19 protein-coding genes are annotated in these 24,120 nt (G+C 65.9%); 8 read left to right on the top strand and 11 right to left on the bottom strand.

The window, feature by feature from the left end:
• Positions 1 to 72: 72 nt before the first annotated feature.
• Entirely contained in the window at positions 73 to 1,098 is a 1,026-nt protein-coding gene (locus tag KVF90_RS07535; RefSeq protein WP_264394232.1) for a LacI family DNA-binding transcriptional regulator, read from the bottom strand.
• A gap of 152 nt (positions 1,099 to 1,250) precedes the next feature.
• Here KVF90_RS07535 and KVF90_RS07530 point away from each other — a divergent pair, with 152 nt between their 5' ends.
• The 4 genes from KVF90_RS07530 (at position 1,251) to eda (ending at position 6,617) form a co-directional block, all read left to right on the top strand.
• Entirely contained in the window at positions 1,251 to 2,666 is a 1,416-nt protein-coding gene (locus KVF90_RS07530) for a sugar MFS transporter (RefSeq protein WP_264394231.1), read from the top strand.
• A gap of 92 nt (positions 2,667 to 2,758) precedes the next feature.
• Complete coding sequence (gene zwf, locus KVF90_RS07525; protein ID WP_264394230.1) at positions 2,759 to 4,198, top strand: glucose-6-phosphate dehydrogenase; 1,440 nt, start codon at positions 2,759 to 2,761, stop codon at positions 4,196 to 4,198.
• Positions 4,191 to 6,005: a phosphogluconate dehydratase gene (gene edd, locus KVF90_RS07520; protein WP_264394229.1), complete on the top strand. Its 1,815-nt coding sequence runs from the start codon at positions 4,191 to 4,193 to the stop codon at positions 6,003 to 6,005. The genes zwf and edd overlap by 8 nt, the downstream gene beginning before the upstream one ends.
• Before the next feature lie 3 nt (positions 6,006 to 6,008).
• Complete coding sequence (gene eda / locus KVF90_RS07515; RefSeq protein WP_264394228.1) at positions 6,009 to 6,617, top strand: bifunctional 4-hydroxy-2-oxoglutarate aldolase/2-dehydro-3-deoxy-phosphogluconate aldolase; 609 nt, start codon at positions 6,009 to 6,011, stop codon at positions 6,615 to 6,617.
• 98 nt (positions 6,618 to 6,715) lie between these two features.
• On the opposite strand, the gene KVF90_RS07510 is transcribed toward eda, so the two are convergent.
• The 4 genes from KVF90_RS07510 to KVF90_RS07495 form a co-directional block, all read right to left on the bottom strand.
• The gene (locus tag KVF90_RS07510) at positions 6,716 to 7,624 is read right to left on the bottom strand and encodes an alpha/beta hydrolase (RefSeq protein WP_264394227.1); all 909 of its coding nucleotides are present in this window, start codon (positions 7,622 to 7,624) and stop codon (positions 6,716 to 6,718) included.
• 55 nt (positions 7,625 to 7,679) lie between these two features.
• Positions 7,680 to 8,540, bottom strand: a complete 861-nt coding sequence (locus KVF90_RS07505; RefSeq protein WP_264394226.1) for an ROK family protein — start codon at positions 8,538 to 8,540, stop codon at positions 7,680 to 7,682.
• The gene (locus KVF90_RS07500) at positions 8,540 to 9,622 is read right to left on the bottom strand and encodes a glycoside hydrolase family 68 protein (RefSeq protein ID WP_264394225.1); all 1,083 of its coding nucleotides are present in this window, start codon (positions 9,620 to 9,622) and stop codon (positions 8,540 to 8,542) included. The genes KVF90_RS07505 and KVF90_RS07500 overlap by 1 nt, the downstream gene beginning before the upstream one ends.
• 107 nt (positions 9,623 to 9,729) lie before the next feature.
• Positions 9,730 to 12,195 (bottom strand): TonB-dependent receptor, encoded by a 2,466-nt coding sequence (locus KVF90_RS07495; RefSeq protein ID WP_264394224.1) that lies wholly within the window; start codon positions 12,193 to 12,195, stop codon positions 9,730 to 9,732.
• Between the two features lie 178 nt (positions 12,196 to 12,373).
• Here KVF90_RS07495 and KVF90_RS07490 point away from each other — a divergent pair, with 178 nt between their 5' ends.
• The 4 genes from KVF90_RS07490 to KVF90_RS07475 all read left to right on the top strand — a co-directional run bounded on the left by KVF90_RS07490 (position 12,374) and on the right by KVF90_RS07475 (position 18,119).
• The gene (locus KVF90_RS07490) at positions 12,374 to 13,702 is read left to right on the top strand and encodes an MFS transporter (RefSeq protein ID WP_264394223.1); all 1,329 of its coding nucleotides are present in this window, start codon (positions 12,374 to 12,376) and stop codon (positions 13,700 to 13,702) included.
• A gap of 8 nt (positions 13,703 to 13,710) precedes the next feature.
• A complete protein-coding gene (locus KVF90_RS07485; protein WP_264394222.1) occupies positions 13,711 to 14,742 on the top strand; it encodes a LacI family DNA-binding transcriptional regulator in 1,032 nt (343 codons plus the stop codon).
• Between the two features lie 168 nt (positions 14,743 to 14,910).
• Positions 14,911 to 17,034, top strand: a complete 2,124-nt coding sequence (locus KVF90_RS07480) for a TonB-dependent receptor (protein WP_264394221.1) — start codon at positions 14,911 to 14,913, stop codon at positions 17,032 to 17,034.
• Positions 17,034 to 18,119, top strand: coding sequence for a PepSY-associated TM helix domain-containing protein (locus KVF90_RS07475; protein WP_264394220.1), 1,086 nt, complete (start codon positions 17,034 to 17,036; stop codon positions 18,117 to 18,119). The genes KVF90_RS07480 and KVF90_RS07475 overlap by 1 nt, the downstream gene beginning before the upstream one ends.
• A 4-nt stretch (positions 18,120 to 18,123) precedes the next feature.
• On the opposite strand, the gene KVF90_RS07470 is transcribed toward KVF90_RS07475, so the two are convergent.
• The 6 genes from KVF90_RS07470 to KVF90_RS07445 all read right to left on the bottom strand — a co-directional run bounded on the left by KVF90_RS07470 (position 18,124) and on the right by KVF90_RS07445 (position 24,120).
• Positions 18,124 to 18,768, bottom strand: a complete 645-nt coding sequence (locus KVF90_RS07470; protein ID WP_264394219.1) for a DUF1109 domain-containing protein — start codon at positions 18,766 to 18,768, stop codon at positions 18,124 to 18,126.
• Positions 18,769 to 18,770: 2 nt separating this feature from the next.
• Entirely contained in the window at positions 18,771 to 19,295 is a 525-nt protein-coding gene (locus KVF90_RS07465) for a sigma-70 family RNA polymerase sigma factor (protein WP_264394218.1), read from the bottom strand.
• A gap of 101 nt (positions 19,296 to 19,396) precedes the next feature.
• Positions 19,397 to 20,527, bottom strand: coding sequence for an acyl-CoA dehydrogenase family protein (locus KVF90_RS07460; protein ID WP_264394217.1), 1,131 nt, complete (start codon positions 20,525 to 20,527; stop codon positions 19,397 to 19,399).
• A gap of 22 nt (positions 20,528 to 20,549) precedes the next feature.
• Positions 20,550 to 21,743 carry an acyl-CoA dehydrogenase family protein gene (locus KVF90_RS07455; protein ID WP_264394216.1) on the bottom strand — a complete coding sequence of 398 codons (1,194 nt, stop codon included), beginning with the start codon at positions 21,741 to 21,743 and terminating at the stop codon, positions 20,550 to 20,552.
• A gap of 371 nt (positions 21,744 to 22,114) precedes the next feature.
• Entirely contained in the window at positions 22,115 to 23,206 is a 1,092-nt protein-coding gene (locus tag KVF90_RS07450) for an LLM class flavin-dependent oxidoreductase (RefSeq protein WP_264394215.1), read from the bottom strand.
• Positions 23,206 to 24,120 carry an aldo/keto reductase gene (locus tag KVF90_RS07445; RefSeq protein WP_264394214.1) on the bottom strand — a complete coding sequence of 305 codons (915 nt, stop codon included), beginning with the start codon at positions 24,118 to 24,120 and terminating at the stop codon, positions 23,206 to 23,208. The genes KVF90_RS07450 and KVF90_RS07445 overlap by 1 nt, the downstream gene beginning before the upstream one ends.

The following is a 24,120-nucleotide window of genomic DNA, read 5'->3' as shown; positions in this document are numbered from 1 at the left end:
AGGCCGCGCAAGCCGGGTCTAGAGGGGGTCTAACCGGGGTCTAGCGGGGGTCAAACCGCCTCAGCAGAGGCTCTAGGATCGCAGTGTGCTGCCCCGTGCGATCAGTTTTACCGGCACGCGGCGACGGGCGTTGACTGCGTCTTCATCCAGCACCGCCTCGACCAGCGCCGCACCGGCTTCGGCCGGATCGGGCGCGATGGTGGTGAGCGGCGGGCGGCTGAAGCGGCCCGCGACCAGATCGTCAAAGCCCATCACGCCCACCTGCTGCGGAACCGCGATGTCGGCGGCAGCGAGAGCCTCTATCGCGCCCAGCGCCATCGCATCGCAGGCGGCGAAGACCGCGTCGATATCCTCACCCCGCTCGATCAACCGGCGCGCGGCGCGGCGGCCTTCCTCTTCGCGGGTGGCGGCGTTGACCGTGGGGGCAAGGCACGGTTCCAGCCCAGCGGCGCGCATCCCTTCGGCATAGCCTTCATAGCGTTCGGTGAACTGCACCTGCGGCGTGTTCAGCGCGCCGAGGAAGCAGGGGCGCTTGTAGCCCGCCGCCAGCAGGTGCTCCACCGCCAGCCGCCCCGCGGCGCGGTTGTCCGAACGCACCCAGTCAAGCTCGTCGAAGGGCGATCCCCAATAGGCCACCTTCCGCCCTTCCGCCTCCAGTCCGCGGAAATGCTCCCATGCAGGCGCATTGGTGGTGGTGCCGATCACCACCAGCCCGTCAGCACGGCCCTGTTCCTGATGGTGGCCGAAGAACTCGCCCGGCCGCGCCTGGAAGGAGACCAGGGTTTCGAACCCGCGTTCCGAAGCGGCCACGCAGACAGACCCGAGCAGGGCATAGGCAAAGGGGTTGATGCTCGATGCGCTGTCGCCTTCGCGGCAGATCACCACCACCGCCAGCGTGCCGGTGGAACCCCGCCGCAGCCGCGCGGCGCGTTCATCGACGAAGTAGCCGAGCGCCTCGGCGGCCTCGATCACCTTGCGGCGGGTCGCTTCGGCAATGGCGGGTGAACCGGACAGCGCACGGCTGACCGTCGGCTGGCTTACACCTGCCCGCTCCGCCACATCGAACGATGTCGGCCGTCTGCGTGATCCCCCGTTCATGGCGCCTGTCTCTACGGCCTGTTGATAGCGGGGCGCAAGCTTGCCCTGCATTGCTATTCGCACTGGATTTGTCGGCAGGGGTCTTGCAATTGTGAGACAGCGGACGGATTGTGAACGTTAGCAAGACGCGTGCGCTATGGGAGAGAGCGACAATGGCGATGGCACCGGGGGTGAGCGCGGCAACTGCCGCGGGGGATGAACTGAGCGACGCGCCGCAGGTATATGCGCCGGGCCTCAACTATTTCGTCTTTGCGCTGTTCTTCATCTTCGGCGGGATCACCTCGCTGAACGATGTCATCCTGCCCAAGCTCAAAGAGCTGTTCGGCCTGTCCTTCACCGAGGCGATGCTGATCCAGTTCTATTTCTTCACAGCTTACCTTGCAGCAGGCGTGCCGGGTGCAGCGCTGGTCAAGCGCGTCGGCTACATGAAGGGCGCGGTGCTGGGCCTCCTCCTGATGCTCTGCGGCTGCCTACTGTTTATTCCGGCTAGCGTAACCGCGACTTACGGCCTTTTTCTGACCGCATTTTTCGTCTTGGCCAGCGGCGTAGTCATCGTCCAAGTTGTCGCTAATCCCCTCATTTCCATGCTTGGAAAGCCGGAAACTACGCACAGCCGCCTGACATTTGCTCAGGCGTTCAATTCGATGGGGACCACGATTTTCCCGATCATTGGGTCAGCGCTCATCCTCGGCGGACTTGCCGGGGTTTCGGCCGCCGACCTTTCTGGCGCGGAGCTTGACGCCTATCGTACGGCGGAAACGCAGGCGATTGTGAATGGCTACCTCGGCATTGCAGCTGCGTTGGCAGTGGTTGCTGCTGCGGTTTGGGCATTCCGAAACCGCCTGCCGCACAATCCAGCAATGGTAAGCGAGACACCCCTCGTATCAACTCCGCGCTACCTTATTGGGCTAGGGCTGATTGTCCCGGGTGCCGTTTTGACCACCTATGGCTACAACATTATCGGCCTTGTCCTGATGCTGGCAGCGCCTGCTGTCTGGCTGTTCGGGAACGACCTGCTATCGCGCACGCGGTTCAGTTTCGGTGCGTTCTGCATCTTCCTATACGTCGGCGCGGAAGTCGCGATCGGCTCGCTGATCGTCAATTATCTGATGCAGGACCATGTCATGGGCCTCACGGAAAAAGCCGCGGGCGATCTGATCTTCATCTACTGGGGCGGCGCGTTGGTCGGGCGGATCATCGGCTCGGCAGTGCTGCGCTTTGTCAGCCCGGGTCTGGTGCTGGCGGGCGTGGCCGCGGGCGCGATTGCGCTGGTGCTGTTCTCCACCAACACCACCGGCTCGACCGCCGGTTACAGCCTGCTGGCGGTGGGCCTGATGAATTCGATCATGTTCCCGACAATCTTCAGCCTCGCCTGCGAAAAGCTGGGGGCCAAGGCGGCGGACGGATCGGGGATCATCAACATCGCCATCTTCGGCGGTGCAGTGATCCCGCTGCTGACCGGGATCCTTGCCGATGCCAGCGGCAGCCTTGGCACGGCGATGATCCTGCCGATTGCCTGCTATGTGATCATCGCAGCGTTCGGGTTCTATGCCCGCAAGGCTGCGTGACGCCCATGCCCGCTTGAATAAGTATGCGCGAAGCTGGCAGGTAAGCGCCCGCGCGCCTAGGTAGGGCGCACGAGGGAAAGGGCCTTTCGCGCATGAGCTTCACCGCTGACCGCCTGCTGCTGTTCGGAGCCACCGGCGATCTTGCCCAGCGCATGCTGCTGCCCAGCCTGTTTGCGCTCGATGCCGATGGCCTGCTCGCCCCCGATCTCAAGATCGTTGGCACGGCCCGCAGCAGCATGAGTGATGGCGAATACCGCAATTTCGCGCGCGCGGCGCTGGAGAAGTACCTCCCTGCCGACCGGCGCGGGCGCATGGCGGAATTCCTCAACCGGCTCGCCTACCAGACCCTCGATGCCACCACGCTCGAAGGTTATGGCGCTCTCGCCGAAAAGGTCGGCGCACCGCAGCGCGGCCTCGCAATCTTCCTGTCGACCGCGCCGAGCCTGTTCGGCCCGACCATCAAGGGGCTGCAATCGGCGGGGCTGACGGGCGAGAATGTCCGCATGTGCCTCGAAAAGCCGCTCGGCACCGATCTGGCCACCAGCCGCGAGATCAATGATGCGGTTGCAGGTGCCTTCCCCGAAAGCCGCATTTTCCGGATCGATCACTACCTCGGCAAGGAGACGGTGCAGAACCTGCTCGCGCTGCGCTTCGCCAACATCATGTTCGAGCCGCTATGGAACGCGGCGCATATCGACCATGTGCAGATTACCGTGGCCGAGACCGTCGGGCTCGAAGGGCGTGTCGCCTTCTATGACGATGCCGGGGCGATCCGCGACATGGTGCAGAACCATATGCTCCAGCTGCTCGCACTCGTGGCGATGGAGCCGCCTGCGCACTTCGATGCGACCGCCGTGCGTGACGAGAAGGTCAAGGTGCTGCGCGCGCTGCGCGGTGTGACTGCGGGCGAGACCGTGACCGGCCAGTACCGCGCGGGCGCAATCACCGGCCAGGCCGTGCCGGGTTATGACGAGGAGTTGGGTAAGGACTCCGGCACCGAAACCTTCGTCGCCATCAAGGCGCATGTCGACAATTGGCGCTGGAAGGGCGTGCCCTTCTACCTGCGCACCGGCAAGCGCATGCCCAAGCGCGTGACCGAAATCGTGATCCAGTTCCGCTGCGTGCCGCACTCGATCTTCGCCGGAAAGGGCGCGACGATGCAGCCCAACCGGCTGGTGATCGGTATCCAGCCCGAAGAGAACATCACCCTTTCGCTGATGGCGAAGGTGCCCGGCCTCGACCGTGAGGGCATTCGCCTGCGCTCGGTGCCGCTCAATATCGCGATGCCGGATGCCTTTTCCGGTGCGGTGCGGCGCATCGCCTATGAACGCCTGCTGCTCGATCTGGTCGAGGGCGACCAGACCCTGTTCGTCCGGCGCGACGAGGTGGAGGCGCAGTGGGAATGGGTCGATGCGATCCGCGCCGGATGGGAGGCGGAAGGCCTCACCCCCAAGACCTACACCGCCGGCAGCTGGGGCCCGAGCGCGGCCATCGCGCTGGCTGAACGCGATGGAGTAACGTGGCATGAGTAAGCCCTTGCATGACACCCTCCACCGGGTAACGCAGCGCGTGATCGAACGGTCGCGCGCCAGCCGCAGCGCCTATCTCGACCTGATCGCGCGTGAGGGCGACAATCTCGGCAAGCGCCCGGCTGTCTCCTGTTCGAACCTCGCCCACGCCTATGCGGGCACGGCGGATGACAGGGCGGCACTGGTCGCCGGACGCGGCCCCAATATCGGCATCGTCACCGCCTATAATGACATGCTCTCGGCGCACGCGCCCTATTACCGCTACCCCGAGCGCCTGAAGATCTACGCCCGCGAAGTCGGCGCCACCGCGCAGGTCGCAGGGGGGACGCCCGCGATGTGCGACGGCGTGACGCAGGGCGAGGTTGGCATGGAACTCTCGCTGTTCAGCCGCGACGTTATCGCGCTCTCCACTGCGGTCGCGCTCAGCCATGCGATGTACGAAGGCGCGCTGATGCTCGGCATCTGCGACAAGATCGTCCCCGGCTTGCTGATGGGTGCCCTGCGTTTCGGCCACCTGCCCACCATCTTCGTCCCCGGCGGGCCGATGCCGACGGGTATCCCGAACAAGGAAAAGCAGCGCGTCCGCCAGCTCTATGCGGAAGGGAAAGCGACCCGCGCGGAACTGCTCGCCAGCGAGATGGCGAGTTACCATTCGGCGGGCACCTGCACCTTCTTCGGCACGGCCAACTCCAACCAGATGATGATGGAGATGATGGGGCTGCACGTGCCTAATTCTGCCTTCATCAACCCCGGCACCAAGCTGCGTCAGGCGCTCGACCGCGAGGCGGTGCACCGCGTCGCCCAGATCGCCCCCGGTGGTGATGATTACCGCCCGCTCGGGCTGTGTGTGGACGAGAAGGCGGTCGTCAATGCGGCGGTGGGCCTGCTGGCGACCGGCGGCTCGACCAATCATGCGATCCACCTGCCCGCGATGGCGCGGGCGGCGGGGGTGATCCTCGACTGGGACGACCTGTCCGAACTGTCGGGTGCCGTCCCGCTGATCGCGCAGATCTACCCCAACGGCTCGGGCGACGTGAACCACTTCCACAACGCCGGCGGCATGGGCTTCGTGATCGGCGAATTGCTCGAGGCCGGACTGGCCCACCCCGACATCCTTACCGTCGGACGCGGCGGCTTTGCCGACTATGCGAAGGAGCCGGGGCTGGAGGGCGATGAGCTGGTATGGCGCGAGGTCGGCGCGGCGGGCGATGACACGATGCTGCGCCCGGTCGCCAATCCGTTCAAGGCTGACGGCGGCATGCGCCTGCTCCAAGGCAATCTCGGCCGCGCCTGCTTCAAGACTTCCGCGGTCGACGAGAGCCGCTGGACGGTCGAAGCACCGTGCCGCGTGTTCGAGGATCAGGCGAGCGTCGCCGCCGCCTTCGGTGCGGGCGAGCTTGACCGCGATGTGGTGGTGGTGGTGCGCTTCCAGGGCCCGCGCGCCAACGGGATGCCGGAACTCCACAAGCTCACCCCCCCGCTCGGCGTGCTGCAAGACCGTGGCTACAAGGTCGCGCTGGTCACCGATGGCCGCATGTCGGGCGCTTCGGGCAAGGTGCCCGCCGCGATCCACTGCACGCCCGAGGCCTTGGGCGGCGGCCCGCTGTCGCACCTGCGCGATGGCGATGTGGTGCGGGTCTGCGCGGCGACGGGCGCGCTTTCGACCACCGCCGACCTTTCGGCCCGCGAGCCTGCGCCCGATCCGCGCGCGGAGCTGGGCACAGGGCGCGAGCTGTTCGGCATGATGCGCCACTTTGCTGACGGGGCCGAACAGGGCGCCAGCGCGATGCTCGCCACCGGAGGAATGTAAGCCATGAATATCGACGCCATCATGCGCACCGCGCCGGTGATCCCCGTGATCGTGATCGACGATGTCGCCCACGCTGTCCCCCTTGCCGAAGCGCTGGTCGCAGGCGGCCTTCGCGTGCTCGAAGTCACGCTGCGCACCCCTGCCGCCCTGCCCGCGATCCGGGCGATGAAGCAGGTCGAAGGCGCGATTGTCGGCGCTGGCACCGTCACCAACCCGCGCGAGCTTGACGCCGCGCTGGAAGCGGGGAGCGAGTTCATCGTCTCCCCCGGCCTGACCGACACCCTCGGCAAGGCGGCGATTGCTGCGGGGGTGCCGTTCCTCCCCGGCATTGCCAATGCGGGCGATATCATGCGCGGGCTCGACCTGGGGCTCGACCGGTTCAAGTTCTTCCCGGCGATGGCGGCGGGCGGGCTCCCTGCGCTGAAGGCCCTCGCCGCGCCGTTCAGCCAGTGCCGTTTCTGCCCGACCGGCGGGATCAGCCTCGACAACGCCGCAGAATGGCTCGCCTTCGATCCGGTGCTGTGCGTCGGCGGTAGCTGGGTCTCGCCCAAAGGCGCGCCCGACAAGGCGGTTGTTGAGGCGCTGGCAAAGGAAGCTTTCGCGCTGCGTTAAACGCCACCGTCATCCCAGCGAAAGCTGGGACCTAGGGCGGCAGGCGCAGTTCTTTGCAGCCCTGGGCCCCAGCTTTCGCTGGGGTGACGAAGAGAGCCCTAGTCCTTCGCCAGCAGCCACCCGAAAATCTCGGGCAGCCGCGCCGCCCAGGCGTTCTCCTCGTGCTCGGCCCCTTCGTAGACCTTGCTCTGCCAGTCGCGGCCCTTCTGCCAGCCAGCGGCCTCGAACCTTGCGTCAACCACCTGCTGGTACGGCGCGTAATAGGCGTCGAGCGTGGCCGTGCCGTGGTCCATCCACACCCGCCGGCCATCGGGCTTGCCAAGCCTTGCGGCGAACCATCCGTCCCATAGTTCCTTCACCCCGCTGTCCTCGCCCGCCACCGCGCGCGGATCAACCGCAGGCCAGTGCGAACTGACGCATCCCGCGCGCCCGAACACCTCGGGCTTTTCAAGGAATGCATAGCAGCTCATCAGCCCGCCCATGCTCGACCCGACGACTGCGGTATCATCCCGCCCCGCACGGGTGCGGAAACTGGCATCGACCCACGATTTCAGCGGCCCGGCGATCCATTCGAGATAGCGGTCGGACACCACCTCGCCGCCCGCCGCTGCGTCCATCTGCGCGCGCAGGCCGGGAGGAGCCGCGTCATAGGCGCTGCGGGGGAGATATTGGCGATAGCGATCCGGCCCCGGCGCCCAGATGCCGATGATGATATGCGGCTCGACCTTGCCGGACTGCACCGCCGCCAGCATCGCCTTGTCTGCGGCCCAGATCTTGTTGAAGTTCGATTTGGTGACATCGAACAGATTGTGCCCGTCATGCATGTAGAGCACCGGATAGCGCTGATCGCCTGCGTCATAGCCGGGGGGAAGCCAGATGGTCAGGCGCTGGTCGGGCAAGCCTGCGGCGGGAACGCGCTCGTATTCGATCAGTCGCCCGACATCCTGCGCGGCCAAGGGTGCGGCAAAGGCCAACATCGCCAGCAGCGCGAGCATCAGACGGATCATGGTGAGGCCCTTCCCTTCTCTCTCGCCCCGGTTATCGCGGGGGAGCGAGGGATTCTCAAGCCTTGGCGGCAGCCTCGGCCAGCATCAGTGCGCCGATGATCCCCGCATCCCCGCCGAGGCGGGGACGGATCACGCGGTGTCGCGTCCCGCCGGGGAGGTAACCGGCGTCGAGCTCGCGGGTGCGGGCGGCGACCCGTTCGACCAGGCCGGGGGTGTTCGCCACGCCGCCGCCGATCACCACTTCCTCGACGGCGACGCTCGCAAACAGCATGTGGCAGGCTTGCGCGATGTAATCGGCGATAATCGCGTGACCGGGGTGGTCGGCGGCCAGTTCGGACAGGGACATCCCCCACCGCGCGATGATCGCCGGACCGCTGGCGAGGCCTTCAAGGCAATCGCCGTGGCTTGGGCATATGCCTGCGAAATCCATGTCCTGCGGATGGCGGCGCGGGTAGATGTGGCCAAGTTCGGGATGGGCAATGCCGTGCACCGGCTTGCCGTCCAGCACCAGTCCGCCGCCGATGCCGGTGCCGATGGTGAGGTAGGCGAGGCTTCCGGCCACATTGCCGCTCGCCGCATATTCGGCCAGCGCGGCGGCATTCACGTCGGTATCGAAGCCGACCGGCACGCCGAGGGCTTGGCCGAGATAACCCGCAACATCGCAATCCGCCCAGCCCGGCTTGGGGGTGGCTGTGATGAAGCCCCAGCGCGGCGAGGTGCGGTCGAGCTCAACCGGGCCGAAGCTGCCAATGCCGAGCGCGGTGAGGCCGCCCTGCCCCGCCAGCCAGTCCGCCGCTTCGGCCAGTGTGGTTGCCGGGTCGCGGGTGGGGATGGTGTGACGCGCGGTGATCCGGTCCGGCGAAGGGCCCACGGCCAGCACGAACTTTGTCCCGCCCGCCTCGATCCCGCCGAGCATCAGCGCGCATTCTCCGGCGCGAGCGCACGCAGGCCCGCGCGGTCACCGTCAAGCTCCAGCTGGAGCAGCGGAGCCGGCACGCCGCCGAAGCTGCCGTCAGGGAGCATGTCGACGAAGCTGCACACCGCAAGGCTTGCGTCGACGAACCAGCTATAGGTCTGCAACGGGCGGTCTGCGGGGTTGGCGAGCACCAGTCCCGTCCCGTTCAAGGGCCGCCAGGGCCCTGCCATGCTGTCCGCCACCATCCCGTATAGTCCCCCCGGTGCATGGCGCAGATCATCCGCGAAGGTCGCGGTCTGCGTTGACCAGAAGGCGTAGTAATGTTTCGCGTGAAACACCAGATGGGCGCGCTCTAGCTCATTGTTGACGCCCTCTGCATGGAGGCAAGGGGGGGTCAAGACCCACCCTGAAGGGGTTCTGCGCGCTAGACCGAAGGCCCCGTTGAACGCACTGTCCGATCCCGCCAGCGAGGCGGTGAAGGCGATGTATTCGCTGCCGTCAGCCGGATCGCGGAAATAGGCCGGATCGCGAAACGCCTTGATCCTGCCGGGTTCGCCCTCATGGGCATCGGCGGGCATGTAGTGCGGGCCATAGCCGGTGACGATCGGGGCAGGCGGCGACCAGTCTTGCGGCAAGCCCTCGGCACCGACCGGCGCGCTGGTTGCCCACAATTCCTGCTGGTAGCCTCCGGCGCGGGTGGCGGTTCCGGCGGCGGTGAAGAACAGCGTCACGACGCCATGGTCGAGCAGCGCAGACCCCGCCCATTCGCGCTCGTAAGGCACCACCATAGCGGGCAGCACCGGACCGAGATCGTGCCATGCCGCATCCCGCCGTTCGAGCCAGTGGATCTTCGCTTCGAAATGCCGCAGGCCGGGATCGCCGCGATCAGGTGCGGTCAGCACCATCCACAGCTCGCGCCCGGCCATGTCGGCACGCCTGCCGGATACGTCCTGCAAGGGCCACATGTCCCAGTAGACCCGACCCGTATCGAGGCAAGAGCGGTCGGCCTCCACCGGCGGGATCAGCGCAGCCAAAGAGGCGGGCGCGATCAGGCGGACGTCATCGGCTGTCCAGGCGCCCATTCTCGCGGCATTCATCGCGGCAATCATCCCATCCCGTCGCGTCACACAAACAAGTGGGCTGGCCGCCGGGGGGAGGTGGCGGCCAGCCCGTCTGCTTCAGGCGTTCGTCAGAAGTCGAACCGCACCGAAGCCAGTACCGTGCGCCCGGCAATCGAGCGCGCACGCACGATGCCATTGGCCGGGATCGAACCTTCTTCCGCCTCGGTGAAGCCGGTCGCATTGAACAGGTTCTGCGCATTCAGCCCCACCTCGACCCGATCGATCGGACGGAAGGCGAGGAAGGCGTTCACCTGTGCGAAGGCAGGCAGGATCAGATCGTTGTTGTCCTGCGTGAAGCTTTCGGTGGTGCCCACGATGTTCGCGCCCAGCGTGAACATATCGGCATCGTACTGCGCGGTGGCTTGATATACGAGATCGGCCTGACGACGCGGGGTGTTGCCGATGAAGGCCGCCCGACCGGGGTCGGTGTCCTTGATCTCGGCATCGGTCCAGGTCGCGCCTGCCGAGAGCGAGAACGGGCCGGTGCGATAGGAACCTTCCAGCTCGATGCCGTAAGCTTCGTAGTTGTTGTTGAATACCCGGTTGGGCAGCTCAATATTGGTTTCGTTGGTCTTGGCAAAGAAGCCGGTCGCGTAAAGCGCCATACCGCCAGACTGGTACTTCACCCCGGCCTCAAGCTGATCGACAGTCGCGATCACACCCGCATCGCCAAGCGGCAGGCCGCCATCTGTCGCGCTGACCGCAGAGCTGAACAGCGAGCGGTCAGCCGTGTGGCGGCCACCCTGACTGTAGCGGGCGAAGACGCCCAGATCATCGGTCAGCAGGTAGTTCGCCCCGAGCGAGAAGCTGAAGTAATCGTAGTTGTAATTGACCGGGCGGGCATTGCCGAGCGGCAGGACAGCGGTCTGCGCTTCGGCCGGATTGATCGTGCCGTTCCCGTCAAAATCAAAGCTTCGGATCCCGACACCGAAGCCACTGTCCGACCCGGTGATCGTGCCGCTCGCATCGCCAAAGTCGTAACGCACCGAAGCGTCGATCGTCAGGCGATCAAGCTCGACCGAAAGCGAAGCGAAGGGCGCGTAGGTGCTGTAATCGACATCATACGAACGCCGGCAGCAATTGCCGAAGGGGCTGGCACTGTAGGCCAGGGTGCCGTTCTGCGTGACGGCCTGGCCGCCTGCATTGCGGATATCGACCAACACCGCCTGCCCGTCGCCCTGCACGGTCTGCACGTGGCTCGTCCACAGCCAGTCGGTATTGATCGTCTGGCGGGACAGGTAGAAGCCGGAGGTGAAGTTGGCCGTGCCGCTGCCGAAATCGAACGCCTTGTTGACGCGGAAATCATTGGTGACGTTGTCGAGGCTGTTCAGGCGGACGTTGAACACCACCACGTTGGTGAGCAGGCCGTTGCCGCCGATGTTGGCGGCGTTTGCGACCTGACCTGAATTCGGGCCGCTGGCGAAGAGGATGCTGGAACCTGCGCCGCCGATGTCATTGGCAATCGTCTGCGCAGCGCCCGCGCCCGCCGGGAAGGGCGACTGGAAGCTGCCCGAATTGTCGGCGAAGCGGAAGCGGTTGGTCAGCGTCCATCCGCTGCCCACATCGATCTCGCTCTCGATCCCGAAGGCGAGGCTCTTGACCGAAAGCCCGTCGCGGAAGTCGTAGCTGGCCGGGTTGTTGTTCCCGTCAAGTGAACGTGCAGGGGTCAGGAACGGGCTGTACAGCGAATCCGTCCGGGGATCGAAGCCGGCAACCGCCTGATAATCAGGGTTGCCGCCCGTGCCGGTCACGCGCACCGGCTGCGGCAGGATCGTCGGCGTGGTATCGTCGAGATACTTGGCGCTGAAGCGGATGTAGCCGCCGCCGAATTCCTTGGTGATGTTGGCTTTGATCTGGCCGCCGTCATAGCCGTTATAGCCGATATCGCGCGGGCCTTCGCCGGTGCGGTAGAAGCCGCCGACATGGAAGTAGAGGTCGTCCGCGAGCGGCGCGCCGTAATCGAAATCAAGGCGGTAGGTCTCGAAATCGAGGCCGACACTCGCCTGGATCGCGCCGCCTTCCTGCTCGCCGGTCTTGGAGATGAAGTTGATCACCGCGCCCGGCGCGTTGGAGGCAAAGGTCGAAGCCGATCCGCCGCGCACCGCTTCAACGCGCGCGACCGAGCGGTCTGCGCGCAGAAAATTGTCGGCATTGCCGAAAATGATGTCGCCGAATTCGAGGATCGGCAGGCCATCTTCCTGAAGCTGGATGTAGCGCCCACCGCCGGTCGAAACCGGGATACCGCGCACCGCGATGTTGGCGTTGCCTTCACCGCCCGAAGCTTCCGAACGGATGCCCGGAATCTGGCGGATGAGGTCGGCGGCGGAAGGTGCGGCAAGATTGGTGATCGCCTCGGCACCGATGGTGCTGACCGAGACCGAGCTTTCGATCCGGTTCTGACTGCGGGCAACGGCGGTGACGATGATTTCCTCGCCTTCGGTGGCGATATCCTCAGCACTGTCCTGCGCGAAGGCGGGGGTGGCAATCAGGCTCGACAAAGCTGCACTGGCGCAAAGCGCGTGACGCAATTTCATGGCAATTCTCCTCTCGGGTTCGCGCTTCTTCGGGCGCTGACGATGCGAGGCCTAATCATCCTGCAAACGATTGCAACAGGAATCTTGCAAACGTTTGCATGTCGCACGGAATCATGTCACCTCTTGGCCACAGCGCAGGTTATAAGGCGCGGGTGGAGAGAATGGGATGAGGCAATTTATGTCGGGAAAGCCGCGGCTTTCGTTGCTCAGAATCATCGAGATGAACATCGGCTTCTTCGGCCTCCAGTTCAGTTTCGGGCTGCAACAGGCCAATATGGGTCCGATCTACGGCTTCCTCGGCGCGGACGAGGCGTCGATGCCGTTGCTGTGGCTGGCAGGGCCGATGACCGGCCTCATCATCCAGCCGATCGTCGGCGCGATGAGCGATCGCACCAACACCCGCCTCGGCCGCCGCACGCCCTACTTCCTGATTGGCGCGGTGATCTGCACACTCAGCCTGTTCGCCATGCCCTATTCGAGCACGCTGTGGATGGCGGCGTCACTCCTGTGGATTCTCGATGCGGGCAACAACATCACGATGGAGCCATACCGTGCCTATGTGGCGGACCGGCTTGCGCCTGACCAACGCTCCACCGGGTTCCTGACGCAGAGCGCCTTTACCGGGCTTGCCCAGACGCTGTCCTATCTCGCGCCGACCCTGCTGACCGCCTTTGTCGCGCGCGACGTGCTGGATGCCAACGGCATTCCGGTGATCGTGCGGATCGCCTTCATCATCGGGGCGATCCTCTCGATCTCGACCATCGTGTGGTCGGTGTGGCGGGTGCGCGAGCTGCCGCTGGATGCTGCCCAGCAGCTCGAACTTGCGAGCAAGCCGCTCACCGTGCGCGCCACCTTTGCCGAGATCGGAGACGCGATTCGCGATATGCCGCGCCCGATGCGCCAGCTGGCGGGCGCGATGCTGTGCCAGTGGTATGCGATGTTCGCTTACTGGCAGTACATCACCTTTGCCGTCGGCCGCTCGATCTATGACACCAGCGATCCGGCCAGCAGCGCCTTTCGCGAGGCGACGCTCACCACCCAGCAGGCGGGCGCGATCTACAACTTCATCGCCTTCCTTGGCGCGCTGGCGCTCATTCCCGTCGTCAAGCGCTTCGGCGCGCGCCCGACCCATGCGGTGTGCCTTGCCGCGTCGGGCGCGGCGATGCTGATGATCCCCGGCGCCTCCACGCCCGCCGCGCTGTTCGTGCTGATGCTGGGCATCGGCATCGGCTGGGCGGGAATGATGGGCAACACCTATGTGATGCTGGCCGACTGCATCCCGCCGGCACGCAACGGCATCTACATGGGGATCTTCAACCTTTTCATCGTCATACCGATGCTGATCCAGACACTCACCATGCCATTGATCTACCGTCCGCTGCTGGGCGGCGATCCGCGCCATGTGCTGATGCTCGGCGGAGTCTTGATGCTGGCAGGCGCGCTGGCTACGCTGCTGGTTGACGCCGGACATCGCAGGCCTCGTGAAGAGGAGCTTGCCACCGGCTGAGGGGACATATGGCCGCAGCCGACGATAAGGACACGCGCACGACGGTGCGCACCATCACCGATCTGGCGCGTCTGGCAGGGGTCTCGCCCGGCACGGTCAGCCGCGCGCTGGCGGGCAAGAACCTCGTCAACGCCAAGACCCGCGACAAGATCGTCGATCTCGCCCGCGAGCATGGTTTCCGGCCCAACCAGATGGCGAGCGGATTGCGCCGCCAGAAGACCGGGGTGATCGGCGTTGTCATCCCGCTGGGCCATGACGTCCGCCAGCAGATTTCCGACAGCTTCTTCATGACGCTGCTCGGCTACCTGGCCGACGAGCTGACCCGCGAAGGTTATGACCTGATGCTGCGGCGCGTGGTGCCGGAAAGCGATCCCGACTGGCTGGACCGTTTCATCGGATCGGGCATGATCGACGGAGTGATCGTGATCGGCCAGTCCGACCAGTTCGAGCGGATCGAGGAGGTTGCCGACGGCTATCGCCCGATGGTGGTGTGGGGCAATCACAACGAAGGCCAGCGGCATTGCGTGGTGGGCACCGACAACCGCCTCGGCGGGCGGATCGCGGCCGAGCGGCTGATCGCGGCGGGTGCGAAGCGCATCGCGTTCATCGGCGATCCGACCGCAATGGAATTCGCCGCACGGCTCGCCGGAGCGCAGGATATCGCCGCGCGGATGGGCCTGCCGCCGATCATCATCCTGTCCACCCATCTCTCGCCCGAACGCGCGAGCGAGGAGATCGCGGCGCATCTTGCCGAACATGGCCAACACATCGACGGGATCTTCGCCGCGACCGACACCCTCGCGGCTTTGTGCCTTACCGAATTGCGCGGCTGCGGGATCGTGGTGCCGGAGGATGTGAAGCTGATCGGTTTCGACGATCTGCCAATCGCGCGCCAGACCGTGCCGCCGCTTACCTCCGTGCGCCAGGACATTGCGGCGGGCGCGCGGGGCCTGGTCGATCTGCTGCTGCGGCGGCTGGGGGGCGAGACGACCGAGAGTCTTGTGCTCCCGCCCGAACTGACGGCGCGGCAGACGGCCTGAGCCTGCCTCCTAGGCCGATTCCACTCACTGGCTGACACCCCCAGCGCTATCGCGTGCGGCGCGTCGCGCCCTTTCCACATCATCTCGCAGATGTTGCAGAAAGGCGCTTGCGTTAATGCGAATCATTCTTAATGAGAGTCGCGAATGATTATCAGGAACGATTAGTCCATGCGCCTTGCTCTTCTCCTCTCTGCCGCCCTCCTCCCGCTCGCCACTGCCGCACACGCCGCCGAGGAGGCCGCCGCCCCTTCGGTCAGCCAGGACGAAACCGCCGATCCGATCATCGTCACCGCAGCGCGCACCAATCTGCCCGTCACGGCACTGCCCCTCACCGCCGAGGTGATCGACCGCGAGACGCTGGAGCGGCAGCTCCAGATTTCCGGTTCGGTGGTGGACGCCGTCGCCGCACTCACCCCCTCGTTCTCGCCGTCGCGCCAGAAGTTGACCGGACAGGGCGAGACGCTGCGGGGCCGCTCGCCGCTGTTCGCCATTGACGGCATCCCCCAGACCGCCCCCTTGCGCGATGGATCGCGCGACGGCTTCACCATCGATCCCTTCTTCATCGACCGGGTCGAGCTGATCCTCGGCTCCAACGCGCTGCAAGGCATCGGCGGTACCGGCGGGGTGATCAATCAGGTCACCGTGTCCGCCCCTGCGCAAGACGGCTGGAGCGCGCGAACCATCTTGCAAGGCACAGCAGAGAGCGGCTTCAGGAGCGACGGCTTCGGCGGCAAGGTCGGCGCGCTGGTGGCGAACCGTTCGGGCGCCTTCGATGTGGTGGTGGGTGCGGCTTACGAGCGGCGCGGCGTGTTCCGCGACGGCGAGCAGCGCCGAATCGCGCCCGATGGCACGCAGGGCGACCTGATGGATTCAGACAGCCTCAGCTTCTTCGCCAAGGCGGGCGTGGAATTGGGCAGCGGCGTGCGCATCGAGGCGATGGGCCAGCGCTTCCACCTTCAGGGCAACGGCGATCTGATCGCGGTCGCGGGCAACCGGCTGGCCGGCCTGCCTTCCACCGGCGCGCCCGGCACGATCGACGGCGAAGCCCCGGAGAACCTCGCCGAAAGCCTCGCCCTCACCCTCACCGCCGATGACCTTGCAGGCGGCGCGCTCCGCGTGCGTGGCTTCTGGAACCGCACTGCCGACATTTACGGCGGCGCCACCTTTGCGGACTTTCAGGACCCGGCGATTGCCCCCCAAGGCACGCTGTTCGACCAGTCGCAGAACATCAGCCGCAAATGGGGCGTCAACGCCAGCTGGGAACGCGGTTTCGGCCCGCTCAACATGGTGTTCGGAGTCGATCTGCTGAACGACCACACCGTCCAGAAACTCGCCGCGACAGACCGCGCCTGGGTGCCGCCGACCGATTACCGCAGCATCGCCCCCTTCACACAGGCCAACCTCGCGCTGTGGGACGGCAAGCTGCGCCTCGCGGGCGGCGTGCGCTGGGAGAATGTCGAGATCAGCATCCCCTACTATCAGACGCTGTGGTTCTACGGCCCGCAGCAGGTCGGTGGAGGCTCTCCCAGCTTTGACCGGGTGCTGCCCAATGGCGGAATTGTGATCGAGCCTGCGCGGGGCATCCGTGCCTATGCCAGCTATGCACAGGGTTACACCGTCCCCGATGTGGGCCGCATCACCCGCGCGATCCGCACGCCGAATGTCGATCTCGACACCTTCCTCGAAATCGAGCCGGTGGTTGCCGATAATCGCGAGATCGGGGTGGAGTTCGCACGCGGCCCGATCGAGGCGAGCGCCACCTACTACTGGTCGGACAGCGACCGCGGGCAGCTTCTCGTGCTGGTCGGCGACGTGTTCGAGGTGCAGCGTCAGCGGATCGAGATTGAGGGGCTGGAACTGAACCTCACCACCAAAACCCCGATCCCCGGTCTGCGCCTCGGCATCGGCTATGCGCATCTCAACGGGCAGGTCGATACCAACGGCGATGGCATTGTGAATGCCGATCTGGACGGAGCGAATATCGGCCCCGACCGCCTCAACCTGTCGGCCGATTACACCAACGGCCCGGTCAACCTGCGCCTTCAATCGCGCACGCACTTTGCGCGCAATTTCGAAGGCGGCGATGTCCGCAACAACTTCGGAGGCTACCACCTGCTCGACGGGTCGGTCACCGTGGCGACCGATGTCGGCAGCTTCACGCTGGCCGCGCAGAACCTGCTCGACCGGCAGTATATCGACTACAATTCCGATACCCAGCGGCCCGCCGATAACCTGCGCTTCTTCGCCGGTCGCGGACGCTCGGTGACGCTGAGCTGGCTCGGCAGCTTCTGATGCGGCGCGTGCTTGTCCTTGCACACCGCTGGCTGGGCGGGCTGGTCGGCATAGGGCTGGCGGTGCTCGGGCTGTCGGGCGCGGCGCTGTTGTGGAAGCCGTGGTGGGCGGGCGTCGCACAAGACCCTCGCGTGCCGACCGAAGCAGAAACTCTGGCGATCATTACCGCAGGCGAGAAGCTCGGCGCGGGCTATGTCACCCTCCCCTCGACCGAATTCGGTGTGGCGCAGGCGGGGCTGCCCGACGGCGGCGGCGCTTATCTGGCGCATGACGGTACCCTCCTCGCCAAGTGGGCGAGCACTTGGGACCGGCCGGAAACCTTCCTGTTCGATCTCCACCATCACCTGCTGATGGGCGAGACGGGCGAGCTGATTTCGGGCTGGCTCGGCATCGCGGCGACGGCGTTCTGCATCACCGGGCTGATCCTGTGGTGGCCAACGCGGCGAACCTTTCGGCTGAAGGCCCTCCCCTCGCGGATGACCCGCCCCGCGATCATCCTCCACCACCGCGATATCGGCGTGGTGCTGGCGCTGCCGATCCTGCTGGCCGGGCTGACGGGGGCGATGATGGTGCTGAAGCCGCTCGGGCAGGCATTGCTCGGCCCCCTCTCGCCCGCCAGCGAGGTGGCAGCGTGGCAGGCCAAGCCGCCCGCACCGCCCACCGCCGCCTCTCCCGATTGGCCCGCGATACTCACCGCAGGGCGAAACCGCTTTCCCGATGGCACGGCGCGAATGATCGTCTGGCCCAAGGCGCCGGGCGGGACGGTAACGATCCGCATGCGCCGCCCGCAGGAATGGCACCCCAACGGGCGCACCACCCTCACTCTGGCAGGCGACGGCACCGTGCTGATGGCACGCGATGCCCCCGCGGCGCCGCTGGCGGTGCGGGCGCAGAACGCGCTCTACCCGTTGCACTCGGCGCGGATGGCGGACAGCCCGATGGCACTGCCTTTGCGAATCGTGATGACACTGGCGGGACTCGGCCTCGCGCTGCTGGGGAGCCTCGCGGTGGTGACCTTCTGGCGCGCGCAGGTGCCTGCGCGGATGCGCAAACCGAGGATGCCGCAGGGCGTGGGCGCAGGCTAGCGCGTCACCATCGGATCAGGCGCGGCACGATGGTGCGACCCACCACCGCCATCGCCAGCACCGGGGCGCTGTGCCACAGGCCGATGTGGACGATGTCATTGTCCGGGCAGTGGAGCGCAAAGGCGAAGGTGCCGAACGCCCCGGAAGCGATCCCGGTCACAAGCCCGGCGCGATCGGGCGCGGTGGGCGCGCCCCGGCGCAGCCACCATACCAGCGCGCCGAACACGATCAGCGACGCGCCCCCGCCGACCCAGAAACACTGCACTCCGTGGTCGCCCGGCCCTGCCAGCGCGGCGCCCGCATCCCGGCTGAGGCCCACGATCAGAGCCGCCAGTGGCAGCAGTGCCGCCATGCCCGCAGCCCAGCGCCAGCCGCTGTGATCGCTGCCCACCAACGGGCGGCTCATCACGATCACGGTGACACTCGCAGCAAGACCAAGGCCAAGGAAAAGCCCGGTGGAGACCAGATGCATCGGATCGAACCGTCCCGCCGCAAGGTCAGGCCGCAGGCCGAACAGCGCGATCACCGCAAGGCTCGCCGCCCCCGCCGCCGCCAGTGCCAGCGCCATGCCGGTGCCGAAGCGCAGCGGCTTCACCGGCTCGAGCTCGCCCACCAGTTCGGCGATCAGGGCATTGGAATCGCTGGGCATTGTCATTCTTTCTCGATCATGGCGGCGAGCTTTTTCAGCCCGCGGTGGATGTTCACTTTGACGAGGGCTTCGCTTTGCCCCGTCATTACAGAGGCTTCGGCGATGCTCAGCCCTTCGATCTTGACCAGCGCGATGGCGCGTTCCTGCGCAGGCGGAAGCAGGCCGAGCAGCCGGTCGAGGCTGATGCGCGCGGCGATGGCGGGTTCATCATCGCTGCCGAGCAGCTCCTCGTGCAATTCCCGCTCGTCGGCGCGGTAGAGGCGGCGCAGGTGATCGACCCAGCGGTAGCGCGCAATCGCCGCCAGCCACGGTAGGAACGGGCGCGAGGAATCCCACGAGGCACGCTTGGTGTGTAGGGCGATCAGCGTTTCCTGCACGAGGTCATCGAGGCTCGCGGGCGCGATGCGGCGGCTGTAGTAGCCCCGCAGCCAGCGCTGGCACGCTTCGAGCAGCGCGGCATAGGCCTGCCTGTCGCCCTGTTGCGATAACGCCATCAACCGGGCGAGCGAGGCTTCGTCGGCTCTCATCACGCGCTGTTCGCCCACCCCGCCCGGGAGGTTACAGCACACAAGCAAAAGCCCCGCTCTCGCCGGGGCGGGAGCGGGGCTTTGTGCATCGCGCGCGGCGCTTATGACAGCGCGACGTGGCGCTTCAGATGGTGGTCGACATTGCCGAACTCGCTGTCGAAGATCGTCAGCCGCTTGAAGAAGTGGCCGATGGCATATTCGTCGGTCACGCCGTTGCCGCCGTGGATCTGCACCGCTTCCTGCCCGATCAGCCGCGCCGCCTGCCCCACGCCGACCTTCGCGGCCGAGACCGCCTTCTTGCGCTCCACCTCATCCGAGCCGAGGCGCAGCGTGGCGAGATAGGTCAGCGAGACGGCCTGTTCGTAGGCGGTGTACATGTCGACCATGCGGTGCTGGAGCACCTGGAAGCTGCCGATCGGCACGCCGAACTGCTTGCGCTGGCGCGAATACTCCACCGTCATCGCATGGGCGACCTTCATCGCCCCGCAGGCCTCGGCGCACAGCGCGGCGATGGCTTCGTCGGTGACCAGCTCGATCAGCGCCAGACCTTCGCCCTCGGCCCCGATCAGGGCTTCCGCGCCCACCGCAACATTCTCGAAATAGACTTCCGATGCGCGGCGGCCATCGACCGTCACGTAGTCGCGGGTGGTGATCCCGGCGGTGTCCTTGGCCACCACGAACACCGAGACGCCCGAGCGGTCCCGCCGCTCGCCGCCGGTGCGGGCGGTGACGACGAGGTGGCTCGCCCAGGGCGCGCCGATCACGACCGCCTTGTGGCCGTTCAGCACATAGCCTGCACCGTCCTTCTTGGCGGTGGTTTCAAGGTCGGCATAATCGAAACGCCCGCGCGGTTCGGCATAGGCGAAGGCGAAAACCCGCTCCCCCGACACGATCCCGCCGATATGCTCTTCCTTCTGCGCGTCCGTTCCGGCGTGCTTCAGGAAGCCGCCGGCGCACACCACGGTTGGCACGAACGGCTCGATGACCAGGCCCTTGCCGAACTCTTCCATGATGACCATCGCATCAACCGCGCCGCCGCCAAAGCCGCCATCGGCCTCGGAAAACGGCATGCCGAGGATGCCCAGCTCGGCCAGCTGCGCCCAGACTTCGGGACGCCAGCCAGCGCCGCTGGCAATCGCCTTGCGGCGGGTTTCCCAGTCATATTGTTCACGCACCAGCCGCGAGAGGCCGTCGCGCACCATGCCTTGTTCTTCGGTAAAGTTGAAATCCACGAATTCTCTCCCGTCCCAGATCTTACAGACCGAGGATCATCTTGGTGATGATGTTGCGCTGAATCTCGTTCGATCCGCCATAGATCGATGTCTTGCGCATGTTGAAATAGGTCGCCGCAGCGTGCTGGGCATAGTCCGGGCCGACCGGATGCTCGTTGGAATTATCGTTCGACACGCCGCCATGATAGGGCGCGCTATAGGTGCCGACCGCTTCCAGCGTCAGCTCGGTGAGACGCTGCTGGATTTCGGTGCCCTTGATCTTGAGGATCGAGCTTTCCGGCCCCGGACCCTTGCCCGCCTGCTCACCGGCGAGCGTGCGCAATTCGGTGATTTCGAGCGCGGCGAGATCGATTTCGAGCTGGCTCACCTTGCGGGCGAAATCGAAATCCTTGATCAGCGGTGCGCCGTCGAGGCTTTCGTTCGCGGCGATTTCGCGCAGCTTTTCGATCCCGCGCTTCGACCGCGCCACACCGGCGATGCCGGAGCGTTCGTGAGCGAGCAGGAACTTGGCGTAGGTCCAGCCCTTGTTCTCCACGCCGACAAGGTTTTCGACCGGCACGCGAACGTCGGTCAGCCAGGTCTCGTTGACCTCGTAACCGCCGTCCAGCAGCTTGATCGGCTTCACTTCCACGCCCGGCGACTTCATGTCGACGAGGATGAAGCTGATGCCTTCCTGCGCCTTGGCGGTCGGATCGGTGCGGCACAGGAAGAAGCCCCAATCGGCGTGCTGGGCCAGCGTCGTCCAGGTCTTCTGGCCGTTGATCACATAGTGATCGCCGTCACGCACCGCGGTGGTCTTGAGACTGGCGAGGTCGGAACCGGCGCCCGGCTCCGAATAGCCCTGGCACCACCAAACTTCACCGCTGACAATGCCGGGGAGGTGGCGGGCCTTCTGCTCGGCATTGCCGAAGGTGTAGATCACCGGGCCGACCATCGATACGCCGAAGGGCAGCGGCATGACGGTGCTGGCGCGGGCGTTTTCTTCCGACCAGATGTAGCGCTGCGTCGGGGTCCAGCCGGTGCCGCCGTACTCGGTCGGCCATGCCGGAACCGACCAGCCCTTTTTCCCGAGGATCTTGTGCCAGGCGAGGAAGTCCTCGCGGCTCATGTCTTCGCGCATCCCGAAATCGGCGAGGTGCGCGGGATAGTTCTCGGCAATGAAGCTGCGGACTTCATCGCGGAAGGCCTGCTCTTCGGGGGTGAATTCGAGGTTCATGGCTTGGTCTCTCCACCAGATTGGTTCTGCTTTGCGATACGTCTTGTCACGCCCTGCGGACGCGGAAAAGAGGATAATGGCGGCGCATTTACGGAGGCGGCCATGCAGTAGGGGAATGTTTCACGAGAAACATCGCTCAACACCTCCCTAAGGGGGGTCTAGAGGGGGTCTAAGGGGGTCTAGGCCCGCAACAGATTCGCGCGGGGGGCCTCTAAACGCGTCCAACATTTCCGAGCTGGCGGGGTGTTGGGAATTATCCAGCCATTTTCGTCACCCCAGCGAAAGCTGGGGCCCAGGGCTACAAAGGGCATCGCTTGCCGCCCTGGGTCCCAGCTTTCGCTGGGATGACGCTTTTTGGTGGGCGGAGTGAGTCACACCTCCAGCGGCCCATGCTGGATATGCGGCAGCACGTGACGGGCGAACAGATCGGCTTCCTGCATGTGCGGATAGCCTGACAGGATGAACGCCTCGATCCCTTCGGCCTGATAGGCGCGCAGCTTGGCGAGCACCTGATCAGGCGTGCCGACGATCGCCGCCCCGCAGCCCGAACGCGCGCGGCCGATGCCGGTCCACAGGTTCTCTTCCACGAAACCATCGCCGTCGGCTGCGCCGCGCAGTTCCTGCTGGCGCTGGACGCCGTAGTTCTTGGCGTCGAGGCTCTTTTCGCGGATCGCGCGGCCTGCCTCGTCATCGAGCTTCGACAGCAGCCGGTCGGCATAGTGGCGCGCCTCGTCCTCGGTCTCGCGGACGATCACGTGGACGCGGTAGCCGAACTTGAGGGTGCGCCCGTAATTCGCCGCACGCGCCTTAAGGTCGGCGATATTCTCGCGCACCTTGTCCATCGTATCGGGCCACATCAGGTACACATCCGCCGCCTCGGCCGCACATTCGCGCGCTTCGTGGCTGAGGCCGCCGAAGTAGAAGGGCGGGCACTTGCCGCTCAATGTGGTGATACGCGGCGGATCGAGCTTAAGCTTGTAGAACTCGCCATCGAAATCGAGATGCTCGCCATTCAGCAGCGTCTTGACGATCTTCATGATCTCGGTGCCGCGGCGGTAGCGGGGGGCGCTCTCGATCTTCTCGCCCGGCATGTCGGAGGAGATGATGTTGACGTTCAATCGCCCGCCGGTGCCGGCAGCGTTCGGCCCGAGGATGCGGTCAAGCGTCGCGATCCGGCGCGCCAGTTGCGGCGGCCAATCCTCGCCCATGCGGGTCGCCCACAGCAGCTTGATCCGCTTGACCTGCGTGGCGACCGCGGCGGCGAAAATGGTGGTGTCGACGCCCAGCTGATAGCCCGAAGGCAGCAGGATGTTGTCGAACCCGCCTTCCTCGGCGCGCATCACGAGATTGCGACAATGCTCCCAGCTCGACTGGAGATAGGGATCGGGGACGCCGAGGAACTCGTAATCATCGTCGCACAGCGCGGAGAACCACGCGATTTCGCATTGTTGCTGTTGGGTCATCAGGGCAGCCTCTCACCACGTGCGGCGACAAGCACCGCGTACCAATCCGTCCGCGTCCAGCGCACTGTCAGCGCCGCCGCACCTTCCGCGATCCGCGCGGGCGTTTGCGAGCCGATGATCGGGACGATCCCGGCGGGGTGCGCCATCAGCCAGCTATAGGCCGCGACCGTGCGCGAGACGCCCTGCGCCTCCGCCACGGCGTCCAGCGCGGCGGCGACAGCCTTGTCGCGCGCGGTTTCCGGCGCGGCGAGACGCCCGCCGCCCAGCGGCGACCATGCCATCGGGGTCATGCCGAGCATCATCGCCTGATCCAGCTCGCCGTTCTCGAAACAGTCGATCCGCAGCGGGCTGATCTCGGGCTGGGTCGTCGCCAGCTTGTTGCCGAGGAAGTGGCTGAGCGCGGCCGTCTGGGCCATCGTGAAGTTCGACACGCCGAGGCTGCGGATTTTCCCCGAAGCCACCGCATCATCGAGCACCCGCGCGACCTCTTGCGGGTGGGCGAGGATATCGGGGCGGTGGATCTGCCACAGGTCGACCGAGTCCACCTGAAGGCGGCGCAGGGAATCCTCGATCGCCTTTGTCAGGTAATCGGCGCTCTGGTCGTAGGGGAGCGGGGGCAGAATGCCGCCCTTGGTCGCCAGCACCATCTTGTCCCGCAGGGCAGGCTCGGCGGCCAGCACCTCGCCCAGCAGCGCCTCGGCATCGCCGAACCCGCCGTTGCCGTCGAAGCCGTAGATATCGGCGGTATCGAGGAAGGTGATCCCCGCATCCAGCGCCGCGTGCACCAGCTTGGCCGCATCGGCAGCGGTGCGGCCATTCTCCGCCAGACGCCACATCCCCCAGGCGATGGGAGACACTTCGATGCCGCTGGCACCCAGCTGGCGTGTGGCAGGCGGAAGGGGCAATTCACTCAT

The organism is Porphyrobacter sp. ULC335 (assembly GCF_025917005.1).
Lineage (GTDB): Bacteria > Pseudomonadota > Alphaproteobacteria > Sphingomonadales > Sphingomonadaceae > Erythrobacter.
Note: the sequence above shows the minus strand (reverse complement) of the source record. Positions and strands in the feature narration are given on the sequence as shown.

Bases quoted from the DNA above. Each gene is read 5' to 3' on its own strand.
- KVF90_RS07450 (WP_264394215.1), bottom strand. From the start codon at position 23,206: ATGACCCAACAGCAACAATGCGAAATCGCGTGGTTCTCCGCGCTGTGC.
- KVF90_RS07510 (WP_264394227.1), bottom strand. From the start codon at position 7,624: ATGATCCGTCTGATGCTCGCGCTGCTGGCGATGTTGGCCTTTGCCGCA.
- eda (WP_264394228.1), top strand. From the start codon at position 6,009: ATGAATATCGACGCCATCATGCGCACCGCGCCGGTGATCCCCGTGATC.
- edd (WP_264394229.1), top strand. From the start codon at position 4,191: ATGAGTAAGCCCTTGCATGACACCCTCCACCGGGTAACGCAGCGCGTG.
- KVF90_RS07465 (WP_264394218.1), bottom strand. From the start codon at position 19,295: ATGAGAGCCGACGAAGCCTCGCTCGCCCGGTTGATGGCGTTATCGCAA.
- KVF90_RS07485 (WP_264394222.1), top strand. From the start codon at position 13,711: ATGGCCGCAGCCGACGATAAGGACACGCGCACGACGGTGCGCACCATC.
- KVF90_RS07480 (WP_264394221.1), top strand. From the start codon at position 14,911: ATGCGCCTTGCTCTTCTCCTCTCTGCCGCCCTCCTCCCGCTCGCCACT.
- KVF90_RS07455 (WP_264394216.1), bottom strand. From the start codon at position 21,743: ATGAACCTCGAATTCACCCCCGAAGAGCAGGCCTTCCGCGATGAAGTC.
- KVF90_RS07495 (WP_264394224.1), bottom strand. From the start codon at position 12,195: ATGAAATTGCGTCACGCGCTTTGCGCCAGTGCAGCTTTGTCGAGCCTG.
- KVF90_RS07490 (WP_264394223.1), top strand. From the start codon at position 12,374: ATGTCGGGAAAGCCGCGGCTTTCGTTGCTCAGAATCATCGAGATGAAC.
- KVF90_RS07505 (WP_264394226.1), bottom strand. From the start codon at position 8,540: ATGCTCGGCGGGATCGAGGCGGGCGGGACAAAGTTCGTGCTGGCCGTG.
- zwf (WP_264394230.1), top strand. From the start codon at position 2,759: ATGAGCTTCACCGCTGACCGCCTGCTGCTGTTCGGAGCCACCGGCGAT.
- KVF90_RS07500 (WP_264394225.1), bottom strand. From the start codon at position 9,622: ATGGGCGCCTGGACAGCCGATGACGTCCGCCTGATCGCGCCCGCCTCT.
- KVF90_RS07475 (WP_264394220.1), top strand. From the start codon at position 17,034: ATGCGGCGCGTGCTTGTCCTTGCACACCGCTGGCTGGGCGGGCTGGTC.
- KVF90_RS07530 (WP_264394231.1), top strand. From the start codon at position 1,251: ATGGCGATGGCACCGGGGGTGAGCGCGGCAACTGCCGCGGGGGATGAA.
- KVF90_RS07445 (WP_264394214.1), bottom strand. From the start codon at position 24,120: ATGAGTGAATTGCCCCTTCCGCCTGCCACACGCCAGCTGGGTGCCAGC.
- KVF90_RS07535 (WP_264394232.1), bottom strand. From the start codon at position 1,098: ATGAACGGGGGATCACGCAGACGGCCGACATCGTTCGATGTGGCGGAG.
- KVF90_RS07470 (WP_264394219.1), bottom strand. From the start codon at position 18,768: ATGCCCAGCGATTCCAATGCCCTGATCGCCGAACTGGTGGGCGAGCTC.